Source organism: Thermococcus sp. JdF3, assembly GCF_012027495.1.
Taxonomy (GTDB): domain Archaea; phylum Methanobacteriota_B; class Thermococci; order Thermococcales; family Thermococcaceae; genus Thermococcus.
On record NZ_SNUK01000001.1, the window covers coordinates 408,783 to 425,562 of the forward strand.

General features: G+C 56.6%; 16 protein-coding genes. 10 read left to right on the forward strand and 6 right to left on the reverse strand.

What is annotated here, in order from left to right; genetic code table 11:
* Window positions 1-12: 12 nt before the first annotated feature.
* From E3E42_RS02195 to E3E42_RS02205, 3 genes are all read left to right on the forward strand, one after another.
* The gene (locus tag E3E42_RS02195; RefSeq protein ID WP_167902552.1) at window positions 13-468 is read left to right on the forward strand and encodes an RNA-binding protein; all 456 of its coding nucleotides are present in this window, start codon (window positions 13-15) and stop codon (window positions 466-468) included.
* Window positions 465-1,181, forward strand: a complete 717-nt coding sequence (locus E3E42_RS02200) for a Ribonuclease P protein component 3 (protein WP_167902429.1) — start codon at window positions 465-467, stop codon at window positions 1,179-1,181. Before E3E42_RS02195 ends, E3E42_RS02200 begins: the two co-directional genes overlap by 4 nt.
* A gap of 237 nt (window positions 1,182-1,418) precedes the next feature.
* On the forward strand, window positions 1,419-2,426 hold the full coding sequence (locus tag E3E42_RS02205) for a TIGR00341 family protein (protein ID WP_167902430.1): 1,008 nt from the start codon (window positions 1,419-1,421) through the stop codon (window positions 2,424-2,426).
* On the opposite strand, the gene E3E42_RS02210 is transcribed toward E3E42_RS02205, so the two are convergent.
* The gene (locus E3E42_RS02210) at window positions 2,423-2,869 is read right to left on the reverse strand and encodes a hypothetical protein (protein ID WP_167902431.1); all 447 of its coding nucleotides are present in this window, start codon (window positions 2,867-2,869) and stop codon (window positions 2,423-2,425) included. The genes E3E42_RS02205 and E3E42_RS02210 overlap by 4 nt on opposite strands.
* 81 nt (window positions 2,870-2,950) lie before the next feature.
* On the opposite strand from E3E42_RS02210, the gene nikR reads away from it, so the two are divergent.
* Both nikR and E3E42_RS12075 read left to right on the forward strand, forming a co-directional pair.
* Window positions 2,951-3,367 carry a nickel-responsive transcriptional regulator NikR gene (gene nikR, locus E3E42_RS02215; protein WP_058938165.1) on the forward strand — a complete coding sequence of 139 codons (417 nt, stop codon included), beginning with the start codon at window positions 2,951-2,953 and terminating at the stop codon, window positions 3,365-3,367.
* 246 nt (window positions 3,368-3,613) lie between these two features.
* Window positions 3,614-3,745: a hypothetical protein gene (locus tag E3E42_RS12075; protein WP_255453628.1), complete on the forward strand. Its 132-nt coding sequence runs from the start codon at window positions 3,614-3,616 to the stop codon at window positions 3,743-3,745.
* On the opposite strand, the gene rqcH is transcribed toward E3E42_RS12075, so the two are convergent.
* The gene (gene rqcH, locus E3E42_RS02220) at window positions 3,742-5,694 is read right to left on the reverse strand and encodes a ribosome rescue protein RqcH (protein ID WP_167902432.1); all 1,953 of its coding nucleotides are present in this window, start codon (window positions 5,692-5,694) and stop codon (window positions 3,742-3,744) included. The genes E3E42_RS12075 and rqcH overlap by 4 nt on opposite strands.
* A gap of 129 nt (window positions 5,695-5,823) precedes the next feature.
* Between rqcH and E3E42_RS02225 the strand changes: the two genes are divergently transcribed.
* Entirely contained in the window at window positions 5,824-7,818 is a 1,995-nt protein-coding gene (locus tag E3E42_RS02225; RefSeq protein WP_167902433.1) for a 1,4-alpha-glucan branching protein, read from the forward strand.
* Window positions 7,819-7,883: 65 nt separating this feature from the next.
* Entirely contained in the window at window positions 7,884-8,201 is a 318-nt protein-coding gene (locus tag E3E42_RS02230) for a P-II family nitrogen regulator (protein ID WP_167902553.1), read from the forward strand.
* A gap of 13 nt (window positions 8,202-8,214) precedes the next feature.
* On the opposite strand, the gene E3E42_RS02235 is transcribed toward E3E42_RS02230, so the two are convergent.
* Both E3E42_RS02235 and E3E42_RS02240 read right to left on the reverse strand, forming a co-directional pair.
* Complete coding sequence (locus E3E42_RS02235; RefSeq protein ID WP_167902434.1) at window positions 8,215-8,949, reverse strand: alpha-glucosidase; 735 nt, start codon at window positions 8,947-8,949, stop codon at window positions 8,215-8,217.
* Window positions 8,950-9,100: 151 nt separating this feature from the next.
* Window positions 9,101-10,660, reverse strand: a complete 1,560-nt coding sequence (locus tag E3E42_RS02240; RefSeq protein ID WP_167902435.1) for a sodium-dependent transporter — start codon at window positions 10,658-10,660, stop codon at window positions 9,101-9,103.
* 625 nt (window positions 10,661-11,285) lie between these two features.
* On the opposite strand from E3E42_RS02240, the gene gdhA reads away from it, so the two are divergent.
* Window positions 11,286-12,545: a glutamate dehydrogenase gene (gene gdhA, locus E3E42_RS02245; RefSeq protein WP_167902436.1), complete on the forward strand. Its 1,260-nt coding sequence runs from the start codon at window positions 11,286-11,288 to the stop codon at window positions 12,543-12,545.
* Window positions 12,546-12,565: 20 nt separating this feature from the next.
* On the opposite strand, the gene E3E42_RS02250 is transcribed toward gdhA, so the two are convergent.
* A complete protein-coding gene (locus E3E42_RS02250; RefSeq protein WP_167902437.1) occupies window positions 12,566-12,916 on the reverse strand; it encodes a potassium channel family protein in 351 nt (116 codons plus the stop codon).
* Between the two features lie 3 nt (window positions 12,917-12,919).
* Window positions 12,920-14,083: a hypothetical protein gene (locus E3E42_RS02255; protein ID WP_167902438.1), complete on the reverse strand. Its 1,164-nt coding sequence runs from the start codon at window positions 14,081-14,083 to the stop codon at window positions 12,920-12,922.
* Between the two features lie 117 nt (window positions 14,084-14,200).
* On the opposite strand from E3E42_RS02255, the gene psmB reads away from it, so the two are divergent.
* Entirely contained in the window at window positions 14,201-14,812 is a 612-nt protein-coding gene (psmB, locus tag E3E42_RS02260) for an archaeal proteasome endopeptidase complex subunit beta (protein WP_167902439.1), read from the forward strand.
* A gap of 10 nt (window positions 14,813-14,822) precedes the next feature.
* On the forward strand, window positions 14,823-16,769 hold the full coding sequence (locus tag E3E42_RS02265; RefSeq protein WP_167902440.1) for a beta-CASP ribonuclease aCPSF1: 1,947 nt from the start codon (window positions 14,823-14,825) through the stop codon (window positions 16,767-16,769).
* The last annotated feature ends 11 nt before the right edge of the window (window positions 16,770-16,780 follow it).

Genomic DNA, 16,780 nt, shown 5'->3' on the forward strand with positions numbered 1-16,780 from the left:
CCGGTGAGAGTGATGGTCAAGATAAGGGCGCACCACGTCAGGATAACCACCTTCATCCACGCCACCGAGGACGAGGACAAGGTTCTGGAGGCGATAGCGACCTTCATCCCCGAGGAGATAGATGAGGAGGACATAATCTTCGATATCGACGAGACCACGGGGTTCTTCGGCAACCCCATTAAGGTCGTCAACGTCGAGATAAAGCGGAGTAAGGCCGTTAGGCTGTTCATAGACTACTTCAAAGAGTTGCTGAGCGAGGAGGACAGGCGCTACCTCCTGGACCACCTTGATGAGAAGGTGGATGAGGAGGGAACCTTCTACGTCCGCTTCAACAAGCAGAAGGCCTACCTCGGCGAGCCTGAAATAGATGAGGGGTCGGACGTGGTGCAGGTCAGGGTAAAGGTCAAGGCCTTCCCGATGAGGAAGGAAGCAGTTGTGAAAGCCGTCAGGGAGTGGCTGGAGGAATGAGCGGGGAGGTTTTCTTCGGTGAATCGGGGGTGGAGGAGGTCTCCTTCTCAAGGAACTATTTCGTTGAGATGGACGTGAGGAGCGAGGAAGCCTACGAGCTGGCCAGTGAGTGGTTTGATGAGGTCGTGTTCACAAAAAAGCTCGTCCTCGAAGGCCCGCCCGACTGGAATGCCCTCAAGGAGGAGCTCAAACTGCTCCGCGAGAGGTACGGGAAGGTCGCCCTCCTGCTCGTTACAAGCAGGCCGGGTCTGATAAAGGAGGTAAAGAAGAGGAACCTCCGTGCCCTCCTCTACGTTCAGGGCGGCGATATGAGGGTGAACCGTCTTGCCATTGAGAATGGTGTTGATGCCCTCATAAGCCCCTGGTTCGGGAGAAAGGATCCGGGATTTGACCACACCCTCGCGGGAATGGCTGCCAGGAGGGGAGTCGCCATAGGGTTCTCCCTCGCGCCCCTGCTCTCTGCTGGCCCCTACGAGAGGGTTCAGATCCTCCGCTTCATGACGAAGACCTGGCAGCTGGTGGACAAATACGGTGTGCCGAGGTTCATCACGAGCTCCGCGGAGACGAGGTGGGAGGTTCGCGGACCCGGTGATCTGATGGGTCTCGGGAGAAACATAGGCATGGACGCCCCAAGGGCGAGGGCGAGCCTGAACTTCTATCCGAGGACGATACTGGCCGGACTCAGGGCCCCCACTGCCACCAGCCGTACCTGAGGACGAGGAACGCTATCCCGACCCCGAGAACCATCAGCACCAGTAAAATCGCAACCAGCTTCTTTCTGTTTTGGGCCTCCATGGGATCACCTTCTATTAACTTGGGTTCCGGATTATAAAAACCTTCCCGACGGTCGGACTGGAAACCCGTTTCCACCAATCACGGAGGCGTTAGGGCGGCGGAAATTTGTTCCGGAAATGTTATTAAGTTAGAATGCCCATTAATCCTGAGGTCCAATGCTGCGCCTTGAGGTCTACTGCGACGAGGGTGAGGGTGAGGGTGAGAAGGTCAGGGATGTTCTGACCAAGTGGAGTCTTCAGTTCTACGCCGAGGAAGTGCAGAGCAACGAGCACCGGGCGCTCAAATTCACCGTCCTCGTGCCGGATTTCGTGATTAACGACGTCGTCGACGAGCTGATGAAGGCTGTTGACCTTCGGAAGGGGCATTCATCGATAACCTGGGCCCCCGTCAGCGGGAAGTCCGTGAAGTACGCCAATTCCGTCAAATCGCTCAAAAAGTTCAAGCGCCGCTGGACCTTGGCGGCCATAGAGGGGCTCATCGAAAACGCCAACACCCAGGCTCGGGTTGATCCAATCCAGCTCACTCTCGGTGCCGTTGCCTCGATTATAGCCCTCTTCGGCCTCATCAACGACAGCATAGTCATGATAATCTCGGCCATGCTCCTCTCGCCGATTCTCGGCCCGCTCTACGGATTCTCCCTCAACATCGTCATGGGCAAGGGCAGGGATGCCCTCGACGCGGTTTCCTCCATTCTCAAACTCCTCGGCGTTATATTCCTCTCGGCCCTTGTGGTGTCCTTGATCCTCAATCTTGCTGGCTCGATGCCGGCGGAGCCGACCCACGAGATACTGTTGAGGGGCCAGTCGGGACTGGTTTACATACTCCTCGCGATAATCCTCGGCTACGCCGGAATAGTTGCCATAGTTAGCAGGATTCCCGAGATTCTGGCGGGGGTTTCGATAGCTGCCGCACTGGTTCCTCCAACGACGGTGGTTGGAATATCCCTCGCCATGGGCTGGTGGGACGTTTTCGGGGGCTCGCTTGTTCTGACAGTGGAGAACGTTCTCGGTCTTCTCAGCGGCTCTCTCCTCGGACTCTACGTCCTGAACGTCTCCCCCAGGAGCTACTACGAGAGGAGGGCTGCGAAGCTATACACGAAGAGGACGATGCTGGTGCTGGCCATCATGCTCGTCACTCTCGTCCTTGTGGAGCTCCTCAGCTAGGCCACTTCGGTCTGCTCATAGATTGGCTTTCCCTGCCGGTGCTTCACCAGGAGCCCGTAGAAGAACTCCTTGAGGTCGGGCCCCATCTCATCGTCCATGAGCAGGTCCGCCCTGCCGGGATACTCTCTCTCCGCCCTCGTTATCAGGAGGGCTATGGCTGGTGTCAGCTGCCCGAGGAGGATTTTAACGAGCTCGGGGTAGGCGTCTTCGTCTATCTCCTCGTCCGCCTCCATGCCGAGGTACACCACGAAGCCCTTCATCTGGACGGCGAGGACGAATTCGTTCTCGCTCAGCTCGAAGAAGGAGAAGTTGTAGCCCTTGGAGTCGGTCCTCGCGAGAAGGACGCCCCTTATTGAAACCGTCACTGGCTCCTCCTCGATCTCGAACACCAGGTCCTTGGCCAGCTCCCTCTGGGCTATTGCGTAGAGTTCCTCTATCGTCATGTGGCTACTTTCTCGGGCCCGAATAAAAGGGTTTCGCGTCACGTTTTTAACGATGACGTCCAAAGGAATTACGGTGGTGTCATGAAGATCACTCGCTTTGGCGTCTCCGTTCCCGACGAGCTGCTCGAAAGGTTCGACCGTATAATCGAGGAGAAGGGCTACGTGAACAGGAGCGAGGCAATACGGGACATGATGAGGGACTTCATAGTCCGGTACGAGTGGGAACAGGGTGAGGGTGAGGTCGCCGGCACGATAACCATGCTCTACAACCACGACGAGGCAGAAGTGGTCAAGGAGCTCCTTGACCTCCAGCACGACTACCTGAGCGAGATAATCTCCAGCATCCATGTCCACATGGATGAACACAACTGCCTTGAGGTCATCATAGTTAAGGGTAAGGCCAACAGGATAAAGGAGATAGCGGACAGGCTGCTGAGCCTCAAGGGTGTAAAGCACGGCAAGCTGGTGATGACTGGGACGGGGAAGGAGCTGGTTTAAATGAGGGCTTCTGGATGAGGATATTGAGCTTTCTGACGTCTCTGATCGTCATCCTTTCCTTTGTTCTCCCCTGGCTCAAGCCCCCCTCTGGGGAAATGACGTTCATCGCGATCTTCGATCAGGTCTGACCACCCCCATGCCTTTGGGGGCGGCTTCTGGTGGCTCTTCGCGGGACTGTTCCTCGTGCTCCCGGGCGTTTTTTGGAATATCCTGCTGGAGGCTCGGTCCGGGCATTGGGCTGGTAGGATGTTCCTCTTCACCACCGTGGCGTGGTACATGTACGGTGAGGGATTCGTGGATATAATCGGGGAGGGCTACCTTCTGGGACTCGGCGGCTTTGTGGCGGGGTTTTTCTTGGGCGGTGGCAAGTACCTCTAGCCCACAACCTCGACCACATCGCCGTTCCCAGGCGGCAGGGCGGACATGACGTCCTCCTCCCGGACCTTGTAGCCCCACTTTTCGAGGATGTGTTTTATCCTCTTCACCAGCTCGCTCTTCCTGAGTGGGCCGGGGCGGATCACGATGTATCTATTCGTGTGGGCTTTTATGGCATCAACCGGGGCGCAGACGATGAAGTCCTCGCCCTCGTAGTTGATTATACCGACGGCGAGCTTGAGCGGAAGCCCGTGGAGCCAGTTCCTCTTGCCGTAGACCATGAAGGCCCCCTTGCCCAGGTACTCGCCGCTCGGCGTCTGCTTGGTGACCTGGTTTGGATACGCCCAGTAGGCGTCCTCGCTGTAAACGCCCCTGCTCCATGCCTTGCTCATCGAAACCGCGAACTGGCAGGCCTCGAAGATGGTCTTTTCTCCCGCTTTTTGCCCCTCTTTGATGACGACGTGGGGGGCGCCGTAAACGTCGGCGTGGCAGTAGAGGTCGTTCTCGGTCATGTGTCTCTTTATGAGGATCTCGTTGGTGCCAGCGTCCTTACCTGCCAGAACAAGGAAGCCCTCGCTCGAAACGAACCAGCGGAACTTCTCGAACCACTTCTTCTTTCTCCTCTCAATTCTCTTAACGTTGAGCTCCTTCTTGAGTTCCTCCTCGATGAGCCTCTCTACCTCGTCCAGCTTCCTCTTCGTGTCCTCGTAGGCCTTAAGCGCTCCCTCGTGCTTGTGCCTGAACTTCTTGGCCTTTTCGTAGTACAGCTCGGCGTTCTCGCCTATGCTCCTGTTGAGGTAAAGCTTCACCTTCTTCCCCTCAATCTCCACCGTCACCGCCTTCTCCTTCGGGTCAATTCCCTTCACCATGAGCGCGACCCTGTTGCCGGCCTTCTTGCCCTCCTCTATCCTCCTCTTGAACTCGTCCCAGCCGAGGGTCTCCGTGGCTTTCCTGAACTCCTCTAGAAGCCTCTCTATGAGGGCGTAGTTCGCGTAGATCAGGTCTCCTATCTCCTGGTTGGCCTTCGCCCCCTCCTCGAAGCCTCTGAGCATCTCCTCCTGCTTCCTGAGCGTCATGAGAAGCTGTCTCTTCTTGGCCTCGAGCCTCTTCGTCTGCTCAATCCTTGCCTTCTCGAGGGTTATCTTTCCAAAGTACTCGTCGAGGGCCTCGCTGAAGGTGTTGAAATAGCGCTTCTCGAACCCCTCGTAGATCCTCAGCTCTATCGGAACGACGTCGTGCATGTTTCCGCCCTTGAAGACTATGTTGGGCCTCGGTTCATCGTTGAACGTGTTCATCATCGCCCCGTAGACCCTCAGTAGGTCGTCGTCGCTGAGTTCCTTAACCGGCGTCGTCTTGTCAAAGCCGGCCCGTATGGAGATCTCCTCGGCGTACATGCCCCCCATGTTGAGCTTCCTCGCCAGAGCGCGCACGAGCTCGAGTTCTTCCTCTTCACGCATAAGCTCGAGGAACCTCTCCCGCGTTACCTCGAGCGGGTTCTCCCTGGCGGGAGGATACTGGTATTCTGCCTTAGGCATTATCCTTCTGTCCTTGTACTCCTCGTAGCGAAGGGCCGCCAGTATTCTGTTCTCGGGATCCAGGAGGATCACGTTTCCCCTCCTGAAGAGCTCGCCGATGAGGGTGTAGTCCCCAACGCGAACCTTCACTATTCTGTCGAAGCCGTGCTGCTCTATCGCGTCTATGAACCCGCCGCTTAGGTGCTTCCTGAGGAGCATGGTGAAGCTCGACGGCTGCTTCGGCGCCTCCTTGACGTAGGTGGTCACGTGAAACCTCTTGCCTGCCTGGAGGATTAAGTCTGCTCTTCCTTCCTTTGTCCTGAGTTTTATCCTAATCTCGTCGCCGTCGTGATAGACCTTATCCACGCGAGAACCGACAAGCCACTGCAGTTCCCTCACGATGTAGCGGATATCAACGCTGCTCATCTCTTCCTTCATCCTCTCACCCCTTCCGGATTGTCCCTCTCCCCTTTAAACCTAACCGGTGTCCGCAAGTGTTCACACGCTCAACTCTGTTCCGAATAAGGTTAAATACTCCGAGTGCGATAACACTCCCGGTGATACACAATGAGAGGCTATTTCACCTTCGTCCTGCACACCCACCTTCCCTACGTTCGGAAGCACGGTAAATGGCCCTTTGGAGAGGAGTGGCTCTACGAGGCCATGAGCGAAACTTACCTGCCTCTTCTTATGGAGTTCGAGCGCCTCCGCTCCTCCGGGGTGAGGTTTCAGCTCGTGATCAACATAACCCCCGTTCTGGCAGAGCAGCTGGCCGACGACTACATCAAGGCCGAGTTCGAGAGGTACCTAACCCGGAAGATTGAGACCACCGAGGAAGACCTGAAATCGGGCAGGTACGACGAAAGGGCCGTCAAAGCCTCCCTCGACCACTTCAGGAAGGTCTACGACTACTGGAGGGCCATAAACGGTGACATCGTAGGAAAGTTCCGTGAGTTCCAGGATGCGGGGTACATCGAGGTGATAACCTCCGCGGCAACGCACGGCTATCTTCCGCTCCTCGGCAGGGACGAGGCGATAAGGGCGCAGCTGGCCAACGGCATAGCGACCTACGAAAAGCACTTCGGCAGGAGGCCGAGGGGAATATGGCTGCCCGAGTGCGCCTATCGGCCGGCCGGCGAGTGGGGACTGCCCGGTGGAAGGAGGGTTAAGCGGGCCGGCATAGAGAAGTTCCTCGAGGAGTTCGGGCTGGAGTACTTCTTCGTTGAGAGCAGGCTCATAGACGAGGGGCCTGTGACCGGGGGCTACGGTGAGGTTGTCCCCCACGGGGGTGAGAGGAGCACGCTGAGGCCGTACTGGATAAGGGGCTCCCGCGTGGCAGTCTTCGCCCGCAACCGGGAGACCGGCCACCAGGTCTGGAGCGCGCACTACGGCTATCCCGGCGACTTCTGGTACAGGGAGTTCCACAGGAAGGCACCAAAGAGCGGCGGCCAGTACTGGCGCGTGACGGGCAGGGACGTTGAGCTGGGTGAAAAGGACTTCTACGACCCCGAGAGGGCGATGGAGCGGGTTGAGGAGCACGCCAGGCACTTTGTAAGCCTGGTTGAGAGGCTCCTGAGCGAGTTCGGGGAGAAAACTGGGGAGAAGGGCATAGTGGTCTCACCATACGACACCGAGCTCTTCGGCCACTGGTGGTTTGAGGGGGTTAAATGGCTCGGGCGCGTTCTCGAGCTGATGACGGAGAGGGGAATAGTCACCACGACGCTCTCTTCCTACCTCGACAACTACACCGGCGGGAGGTACGAGATTGAACTGCCGGAGGGTTCGTGGGGGGCCAACTCCGACCACTCCACCTGGTGGAACGCGGAGACGGAGTGGACCTGGGAGCACGTCTACCGTGCTGAAGATAGAATGGTGGCACTGGCGAGTGCGTACTACGGAAAGGACAGGACCACCGGTAGAATCCTTGAACAGCTGGCCAGGGAGCTACTGATACTCGAAGCCAGCGACTGGGGGTTCCTCATAACCACGGGGCAGGCGAAGAAGTACGCCGAGCGCAGGATACTGCTCCACAGCAGGGAATTCCACAGGCTGGCCAACGAGCTGGTGAGGTACGTCAAAACTGGAGACTTCGACGTTAAGCTCCTCGAGGAGCTTGAGCGGCGCGACAATCCATTCAAACCTGTGGTGGTTGCTCACTACGTGAGCGAAAGTCCCCCGGAGGTTCCGGAATACGTCGAACCGCCCGAGGTTCCGCCCGAAAGGGACGAAGAGCCGGCTGAACGACCGGGGAAGGAGCTTCCGGAGAGGGCCTACGCCACCGCGGTAGTCAAGGAGATGGCAGTTAAGCCAGTAAAAAGGACTGTAGAGCGGGTGAAATCCAGTGGGATTGAGAGGCCCAGGCCGGCGAGAAAGAGAGACTCCGGCAGGGCCGGGAGCGACCTCCTGCGGATAAAGGGCATCGGGCCGAAGACGCTGGCAAAGCTTCGGGGCGCTGGGGTGTACACCACCCAAGACCTCAGGATGGCGGACATTGACGAACTGGCCAGAAAAACGCGCATTTCGCCAAAAAGGCTGAGGAAGTTCTTGGCCCAGATTTCCTGAATTCCCCTTTTGTTTCGTTTCGAAAGCCTTTTTTGAAGTTTCTACCAACTATCCATGTGGTTGCCATGAAAAAGGTTGAGGCCATTATCCGGGGAAACGATTTCGACCGCGTGAAGAACGCCCTCAAGCAGGTGGGCATCGTGCCCCTGACGGCCTATCCTGTACAGGGGAGGGGAGTTCAGGGGGGCGTCCCGCCCTACGACCTTCTGCCCAAGATGAAGCTCGAGATCGTTGTGAAGGACAGGGACCTTGAGAAGGTGATTGACGTCATCGTCAGGAACGCAAGGAGCGGAACACCCGGAGACGGGAAGATATTCATCCTCCCTGTGGAGGACGCGATCAGGATAAGGACAGGGGAGAAGGGCAACGAAGCCCTCTACTGAGGGCTTCTTTTTTTCACAGGAACGCGTGCCTGTGCCTGTAGAGCTCGACGAGGGAGCTGGCTATCAGGTATATCTCTACCGCAGAGAGTATGACGAGGAATATCAGATATCCCTGTGCAAAGGATACGCTCTTTCCCAGGTTCTCCGCTATTGTGCTCACTTGGTTGGGGTCACGAAGGGCACTCAGGGAATAGACTATCGCGTTGAAACCCACAACCAGGGGAATTGGGGCGGAGGCATATGCCAGCAGGAGTCCGGTGTAGCCCCTTCTCTGAAGGGACAGCATCGAAAGGATTATCGGGATGGCCAGGATGAGCGCGGTTATTGCGAAGAACTGATTGAGATACGCCCCCGTCAGGATGAAGAACGACGTCATTCCGAAGATGTATTTCCGGTATGCTCTCTTCAGCTCGGCGAGCTTCTTGGGAATGAAGTCGTAATCGGCCGACCTGGAGTACAGGAGGATCTTGTTCACTGCCTTCAGGTAGTTCTTTTTGCCCTCCTTTTCTATGGCCTTGTCCGTGCTCATCAGTTTGAGTTCCTTGGCTTTTTTGTAGAAGAACTCGGCCAGCTCCTCGTTGTCCTTTTCGACCCTTGAGGCAACCTCCCGGAAGTTCCCCGCGGCCTCCTCCAGGGATTTTTTGACTTTCGTCTTCTCCTTTTCACTTAGGCTGCCGAGCCTCTCGATCTTCTCAAGGGTTGATTCGAGAACGTCGGCTGTTTCAAGAAGTATTCTTTCGCTTTTCACCTATACCCCCCCAAAAGGAGAAAGAAAAAGGGTTTAAGACACTTCCCCTCTTTCCGCCTTGAGCAGCTTGTTGATGCTCCAGCCCATCATGGCGAATATTGCCAGCCACGCTATCAGCATGTAGATTATCCAGCTTTCCATTGTGATCACCTCAGACCCTTATGATGACCTCGTTCTTCTCGATCTCCTCGTTGTACTTGCGCTTGATGGAGTAGTAGCTCTCCACTGCACCGACGATCCACATGAAGATTATTGCCAGCCTGGCCGGCCACTCGAGGGTTGCTCCAACGAGGCTCTGGGCGGATCCTATCAGCGGTATCAGCAGGAGTACTGGGGCTATGTAGAGCAGTATCGGCTTGTACCATCCGGGGACTTTCATGTAGGCTCCCTGGTGCAGCTCCTTCCAGAAGTTGTCGGGCTTGAAGAGGTACACCGCCACTATGATGTCGAAGAGCGCCAGCAGCGTCAGCTGGAAGCTGACCCACGCGTCAACCTGGTCGAGGTAGCCGCTGATGTACACCACAGGAAGGCCCGCGATGAAGTAGAGCACGAGCACTACCCAGGTTCCGACCTTTCTCTTGATGTTGAGGTCCTCCTCGAGGAGGGCGGTGAGGTAGTTGTACATGGCTATGGCGGAGGTGAAGCCCGCGAACCAGAGGAGGAGGAACCACATTGCTCCGAAGAGCTTGCCTATGTCGCCCATGCTGACGAAGACGTTGGGCAGGCTGGTGTAGGAGAATCCAAGGCCGAACTTCTGGCCTATCCACGCGAGGGCCTCGCTCTTACCCTGGGCAAGAACCTCGGGCGGCACGATCTTGGGGGCGTAGGCAGTCGCCAGCGGGACGGCGAGTGAACCGCCGAGGACGACCTCCGCGAACTCGTTCAGGGAAACCGTTGCGAGACCGCTGAGGGCGACGTCGTCATCCGGACCGAGGTAGCTGGCGTAGTTCTGGATGATACCCATACCAAGGGACAGCGTGAAGAATATCTGTCCCGTGGCTGCCAGCATGACCGTCGCGAAGTGGTCCTTGAGGTACGCCCAGTTGGGGCTCCAGATGAACCTGAATCCGTCAATGGTGCTCCAGTTGGGGTCTATTGGTGAGCCGAGGACGAACACGTAGCCGACCATTATGATGGCGAAGACGTAGAGGAGCGGCATCATTACCTTAACCCAGCGCTCTATACCCTTGCTGACGCCCTGTCCGACGGCTATGGCGAGGAGGATAACGGTTATGCCCCAGAATAACATAACCTGGGCGTGGTTGCCGAGGTAGTTGCCGAAGAACTCTCCTGTGTTCTGGCCGAAGTAGGCGCCTGTGGCGCTGAAGTAGGAGTAAGCCGCGGACCAGCCGATGAGGTGGAGGTAGTAGCTGTTCAGGAGAACGGTTAGTGAGAAGGCCAGCATTCCGCTGATGACTCCCCACCACAGTGCGCTCTTTGGCTTAACGCGCTCCCTGGCCATGAGGTAGTACGTGGGACCGAGGGTACCGTGACCATACTTTCCACCGTAGCGACCGGCGACCCACTCAATCCACATCACTGGTATTCCCAGGAAGAACAGAGCTATAAAGTACGGCACCATAAAGGCTCCGCCACCGTTCTGGGCAACCTGCGTTGGGAACCTCACGAAGTTGCCCAAACCGACGGCGTTTCCAGCCATTGCTAAAATCAAACCAATCTTAGTTGCCCATTGATCCCTCTGTTGTTCCACAATATTCACCCCCGTTCTTAAATGTCCGGATCATGAAACCCCTGTGTATGGCTTTGGGGCATTATGTATAAGGCAAGGCATTCTATAAAAAGCTTTCTAATAGTTTTTTTCGACAAAAGACGATTTACTCAAGCGTTAAACTGTGGCAGTTCCTTTCTCGTCATTTCTTTAATGTGTTGAAAAAACCTTAATTTTGGCTTTGGCATTATGGCAATTATAGTGTCCAAATGCTGCAGAATGACAGATCATTCTCGGTGAATTTCCATCAAGTATTTAACCTCGTGATGCTACCCCTGGGATGGTGCCCGATGATTGGAACAAGAGTGAGCTGATGGGTGATGACCGACTTCTCGCTGAGGGCGCCGCATCCGAATCGTTCTGGGGTTTGGTGGGTTCTGTTTTGGGTTCATTGATGCAGTTTTGTGTTCTCCAATGTATAGAAAATCTTGGATGTACATCCCTCTTTTTGCCCGAAGATTTCGGGAGGGTTTTTCTTTCCGCCGAAAATTTCCGTACATAACTTTTTGTTTGAAATCAACCGTTCTCCTGCCTCCTTTATCGAAAGGTTTATATATGCAAATGCCTAAGAGTACCTCGCAAATTACCGAAACCCGAGGTGGTAAAGATGGTCGAGATTGACCCCTTTGAGATGGCCGTTCAGCAGCTCGAGAGGGCTGCCCAGTTCATGGAGATAAGCGAAGAGGCCCTCGAGTGGCTCAAGAAGCCCATGAGGATTGTTGAGGTCAGCGTCCCGCTCGAGATGGACGACGGTTCTGTTAAGGTTTTCACCGGTTTCCGCGTTCAGCACAACTGGGCCCGCGGTCCGACCAAGGGTGGTATAAGGTGGCACCCGGCCGAGACCCTCAGCACCGTTAAGGCCCTCGCCACCTGGATGACCTGGAAGGTCGCCGTTGTTGACCTCCCCTACGGTGGAGGTAAGGGTGGTATCATCGTCAACCCGAAGGAGCTCAGCGAGAGGGAGAAGGAGAGGCTCGCCAGGAACTACATAAGGGCCATCTACGACGTCATCAGCCCGTACACCGACATTCCGGCTCCTGACGTTTACACCAACCCGCAGATCATGGCCTGGATGATGGACGAGTACGAGGTCATCAGCAGGAGGAAGGGCCCGAGCTTCGGTATAATAACCGGTAAGCCGCCTGGCGTCGGCGGTATCGTCGCCAGGATGGACGCCACCGCCAGGGGCGCCAGCTACACCGTCCGTGAGGCCGCCAAGGCCCTCGGCATGGACCTCAAGGACAAGACCATCGCCATCCAGGGTTACGGTAACGCCGGCTACTACATGGCCAAGATCATGAGCGAGGAGTACGGCATGAAGGTCGTCGCCGTCAGCGACAGCAAGGGCGGCATCTACAACCCGGACGGCCTCAACGCCGATGAGATCCTCGAGTGGAAGAAGAAGAACGGCAGCGTCAAGGACTTCCCGGGAGCCACCAACATCACCAACGAGGAGCTCCTCGAGCTCGAGGTTGACGTCCTCGCCCCGAGCGCCATCGAGGGTGTTATCACCAAGGACAACGCCGACAAGATCAAGGCCAAGATCGTCGCCGAGCTCGCCAACGGTCCGACCACCCCGGAGGCCGACGAGATCCTCCACGAGAAGGGCGTCCTCATCATACCGGACTTCCTCTGTAACGCCGGCGGTGTTACCGTCAGCTACTTCGAGTGGGTCCAGAACATCAACGGCTTCTACTGGACCGTCGAGGAGACCAGGAAGAGGCTCGACGACAAGATGACCAAGGCCTTCTGGGACGTCTACAACACCCACAAGGAGAAGGCCATCCCGATGAGGGATGCCGCCTATGTCGTCGCCGTCCAGAGGGTCTACGACGCCATGAAGCACCGCGGATGGGTGAAGAAGTGATTTCTTCCCCTTTTTCTCTCTTAGAATTTCCCGAGCCTATCCCTGTAGAGCCTTTCTATGGCTTTCATAGCCGCCGCAACCATTATGCCGGTGAATATCATCCCCAGAAGGGGGAGGACAAAGGCCGCCAGGAACTTCGTGACGGCCGTCGTGGGGGTTATGTCGCCGTATCCAACGGTGTAGGCCGATATGAAGGCGAAATATATGCCGTCCCCGATACTGAGGCCTTCTTCCCTTGCTATCAGAACCCCCATGGCGGCTATTATCGCAAAGAGGCCGAGCAATATGCTCCTGACGTAGTAGAGAACCCCCAAAAATTCGCGGAAAAAGGTGCGAAAGCCAACGAGCTCGAAATCCTCTTCCATCCCCATGGTTTACACCTTGGCCCAGTACTCCTTCTCCTCAACCATCGCCCGTATCATTTCATCCTCATCCCTGAACATCGTCCTCCTTGATGGATTTTGCATGCCGTAGAACTCCATGAAAGGGCTTGGCCTCCTGTTGAACGGATAGTAGAGGTATATCGCCGCAAGCGTCCTGTACGCCTCGGCCATCTCGCTGATGACGCCGGCGGAGACGCCCTCCGCGTAGTGGTAAACCGCTATGGCCTTGCTGACATCGACGAGGTTGAAGTCCCTCTCGACGAGCTGGCGCCGCAGTATATCCGTGGCCTGCTCTATGTCCTCCCTGTCAAGCTCCTCCACCTGCTCTCCGTCCAGGAGGTGCTTTATCCTGATGCTTGTTATGGACGGGTCTCTGTTAACCTGGGCGTCGTACTCGGCGACCACCCACCAGTCGTCCAGCGCCCCCGGGTCGAGAACCGTGAAGTGCTCGCTGAGCTTGGAATAGAAGTCCCTCACGCGGTGGTAGTACTCCTCCTCGTGGCCCGTCATTGGATAGCTGAGATAGACGAGGGGTTTTTCGGCCTCGCGGAATATCAGGTCGAGGAAAACCTCATAGGGGTGCCTTATGCCGAACTGGAGGATGTAGCGAACTTCGATCCCCTCCTTTTTCAGCTCGTGTATCAGGGTTTTGACGTGGTTTATGGCATCCTCGCGCCACATGACCAGCGTTGTGAGCTTGATGTTCTCGGGATTCTCACCGAAGCGCTCGAACCACTCCGGGTCGTTGATGATGCGCCTCCTGACCGAGAGGACGTCGTCGAGGACTATTATGACACGGTTAGGCCTCAGGAGCTTCAGATTGCTGGTCGTGAACCCGATGACGCTTCCACTTCCCCACCGGAAGAGGCTCGGCGTTGAAACGAGATGGAACTTTTCCCCGCTTTCATCTATCTCCTTTCTTATTCTGTTGAAGGCCTCGTCCCGTATCTCGTTCATCAAATCCTGGTGGCTTATGGCGAAGTCTAGAACGTTCTTCCTCGTTATCTTGACGCCCAGCTCCTTTCCGACCTCCCTGATGTAGTCGAAGACGTGGTAGTAGGCGTAGCTCTCCCCGTCGGCGAGCTTCAGCGCCTCGGTTATGTACTCGTCACGCCCGTTGAGCGGCGGCCCGGTTAGGAGTATTATCTCCTTCATTTCACCACCCCACTGCATCTAAAAGGCCATTTTGGACGAAACCTTTAAATACTATTCCCCTAAAGTGGCGTTGTAGGGTTTTTCTGTTCTAAAAACATACCAGCAGGGGTGTTGTAATTGACTGAAAAGCTAAAGGGAACGACTACGGTCGGCATTGTATGTAAGGACGGCGTAGTCCTGGCAGCGGACAGAAGGGCATCGCTGGGCAACATGGTGCTCTCAGAGAACGTTACCAAGGTCTTCTGGATAGACGAACATCTGGCCCTGGCCGGTGCCGGCAGCGTCGGCGACATTCTCAGCCTCGTCAGGCTTCTGAGGGCCGAGGCCAAACTCTACCGGGCCAAGGTGGGTAAGGAAATGAGCGTTAAGGCCCTCGCGACCCTGACTTCTAACGTGCTTCACGGGAGCAGGTTCATGCCGTACTTTGGGTGGTTTCTCATAGCGGGCCACACCGGAAAGCCCGGGCTTTATTCGGTGGACATGGCCGGCGGGGTTACCGAGGACAGGTTCACGGCCGCCGGTTCAGGTATGGAGTTCGCCTTTTCGATACTTGAGGCGGAGTTTAAGGAGGAGATGACGCTGGAAGAGGGCGTTAAGCTCGCGCTCAAGGCAATAAAAGCCGCCACCAGAAGGGACGTTTTTACGGGCGGCGGCGTTACCCTCGTTACCGTTACGGATGAAGGATACAAAGAATGGAGCGAGGAGGAAATAAAGGGTCTTCTGGAATGAGGTGGTACAGGTGATAAGAAGAGAGACCTTCGTCGATGATATACTACGCGACATAAAAGCTGTAATAAGCCAGATGGTCCCGCCCGAGGCGAGGATAACCGACGTTGAGTTCGAGGGTCCCGAGCTGGTCATATACGTCAGGAACCCGGAGGCCATAATGCGGGACGGGGAGCTGATAAAGAACCTCGCCAAGGTTCTCAAAAAGCGCATAAGCGTCCGCCCCGACCCGGATGTTCTCCTTCCGCCAGAAAAGGCGGAGGACATGATAAAGACCCTGGTTCCCGCCGAGGCGGAGATAACCAACATAAGCTTTGACCCGTCCGTCGGTGAGGTCATCATAGAGGCCAAGAAGCCGGGTCTGGTTATCGGGAAGAACGGCGAAACCCTGAGGCTCATAACCCAGAAGGTTCACTGGGCGCCGAGGGTCGTCAGAACCCCTCCGCTCCAGAGCCAGACCATCTACTCGATAAGGCAGATACTCCAGGCGGAGGCGAAGGACAGGAGGAAGTTCCTCCGCCAGGCGGGCAGGAACATATACCGTAAGCCGGAGGTCAAGAGCGATTGGATACGCATAACCGGTCTGGGAGGCTTCCGTGAGGTCGGAAGAAGCGCCCTCCTTGTCCAGACCAACGAGAGCTACGTTCTGGTCGACTTCGGTGTCAACATAGCTGCCCTCCGCGATCCCAAGAAGGCCTTCCCGCACTTCGAGGCCCCGGAGTTCCGCTACGTCCTCGACGCGGGTCTCCTGGATGCCATCATCATAACCCACGCCCACCTTGACCACAGCGGAATGCTGCCCTACCTCTTCCGCTACAAGCTCTTCGACGGGCCGATATACACAACTCCTCCGACCCGGGATTTGATGGTTCTTCTCCAGCAGGACTTCATCGAGATTCAGAAGATGAACGGCGTTGAACCTCTCTACCGGCCCAGGGACATCAAGGAGGTCATCAAACACACCATAACCCTCGACTACGGTGAGGTCCGCGACATCGCTCCCGACATGCGTCTGACACTCCACAACGCCGGCCACATACTTGGCTCCTCGATAGTCCACCTCCACATAGGCAACGGCCTCCACAACATAGCCATAACCGGCGACTTCAAGTTCATCCCCACGAGGCTCTTCGAGCCGGCCGTCAGCAGGTTCCCGCGCCTTGAAACCCTCGTCATGGAGTCCACCTACGGTGGAAGCAACGACTACCAGATGCCCAGGGAGGAGGCGGAGAAGAGGCTCATAGAGGTTATCCACCAGACCATCAGGCGCGGCGGAAAGGTGCTCATTCCGGCCATGGCCGTCGGTAGGGCGCAGGAGATAATGATGGTGCTCGAGGAGTACGCCAGGATAGGCGGCCTTGAGGTTCCGATTTACCTGGACGGCATGATATGGGAGGCGACTGCCATACACACTGCCTATCCGGAGTACCTCAGCAGGCACCTGCGCGAGCAGATATTCCACGAGGGCTACAACCCGTTCCTCAATCCGATATTCAAGAGCGTAGCCAACTCACGCGAGAGGCAGGACATCATAGACTCCGGCGAGCCGGCCATAATAATAGCCACCTCGGGCATGCTCGTCGGCGGACCGAGCGTCGAGTACTTCAAGCAGCTCGCCTCGGATCCAAAGAACAGCATGGTCTTCGTGAGCTACCAGGCGGAGGGAACCCTCGGAAGGCAGGTGCAGCGCGGCCTCCGCGAGATACCGCTCGTCGGAGAGGGCGGAAAGACCGAGGTGGTCAACGTCAACATGGAGGTTCACACCATAGACGGCTTCTCCGGTCACGCCGACAGGAGGGAGCTCATAAGCTACATCGCGAGGCTCAGGCCCAGGCCGGAGCGCGTCATAACCGTCCACGGCGAGGCCCACAAGTGCCTCGACCTCAGCACGAGCATACACAAGAAGTTCGGCCTCTCAACGAGGGCCCCCAACAACCTCGACGCCATAAGGCTCAAGTGACAGCCTGGATT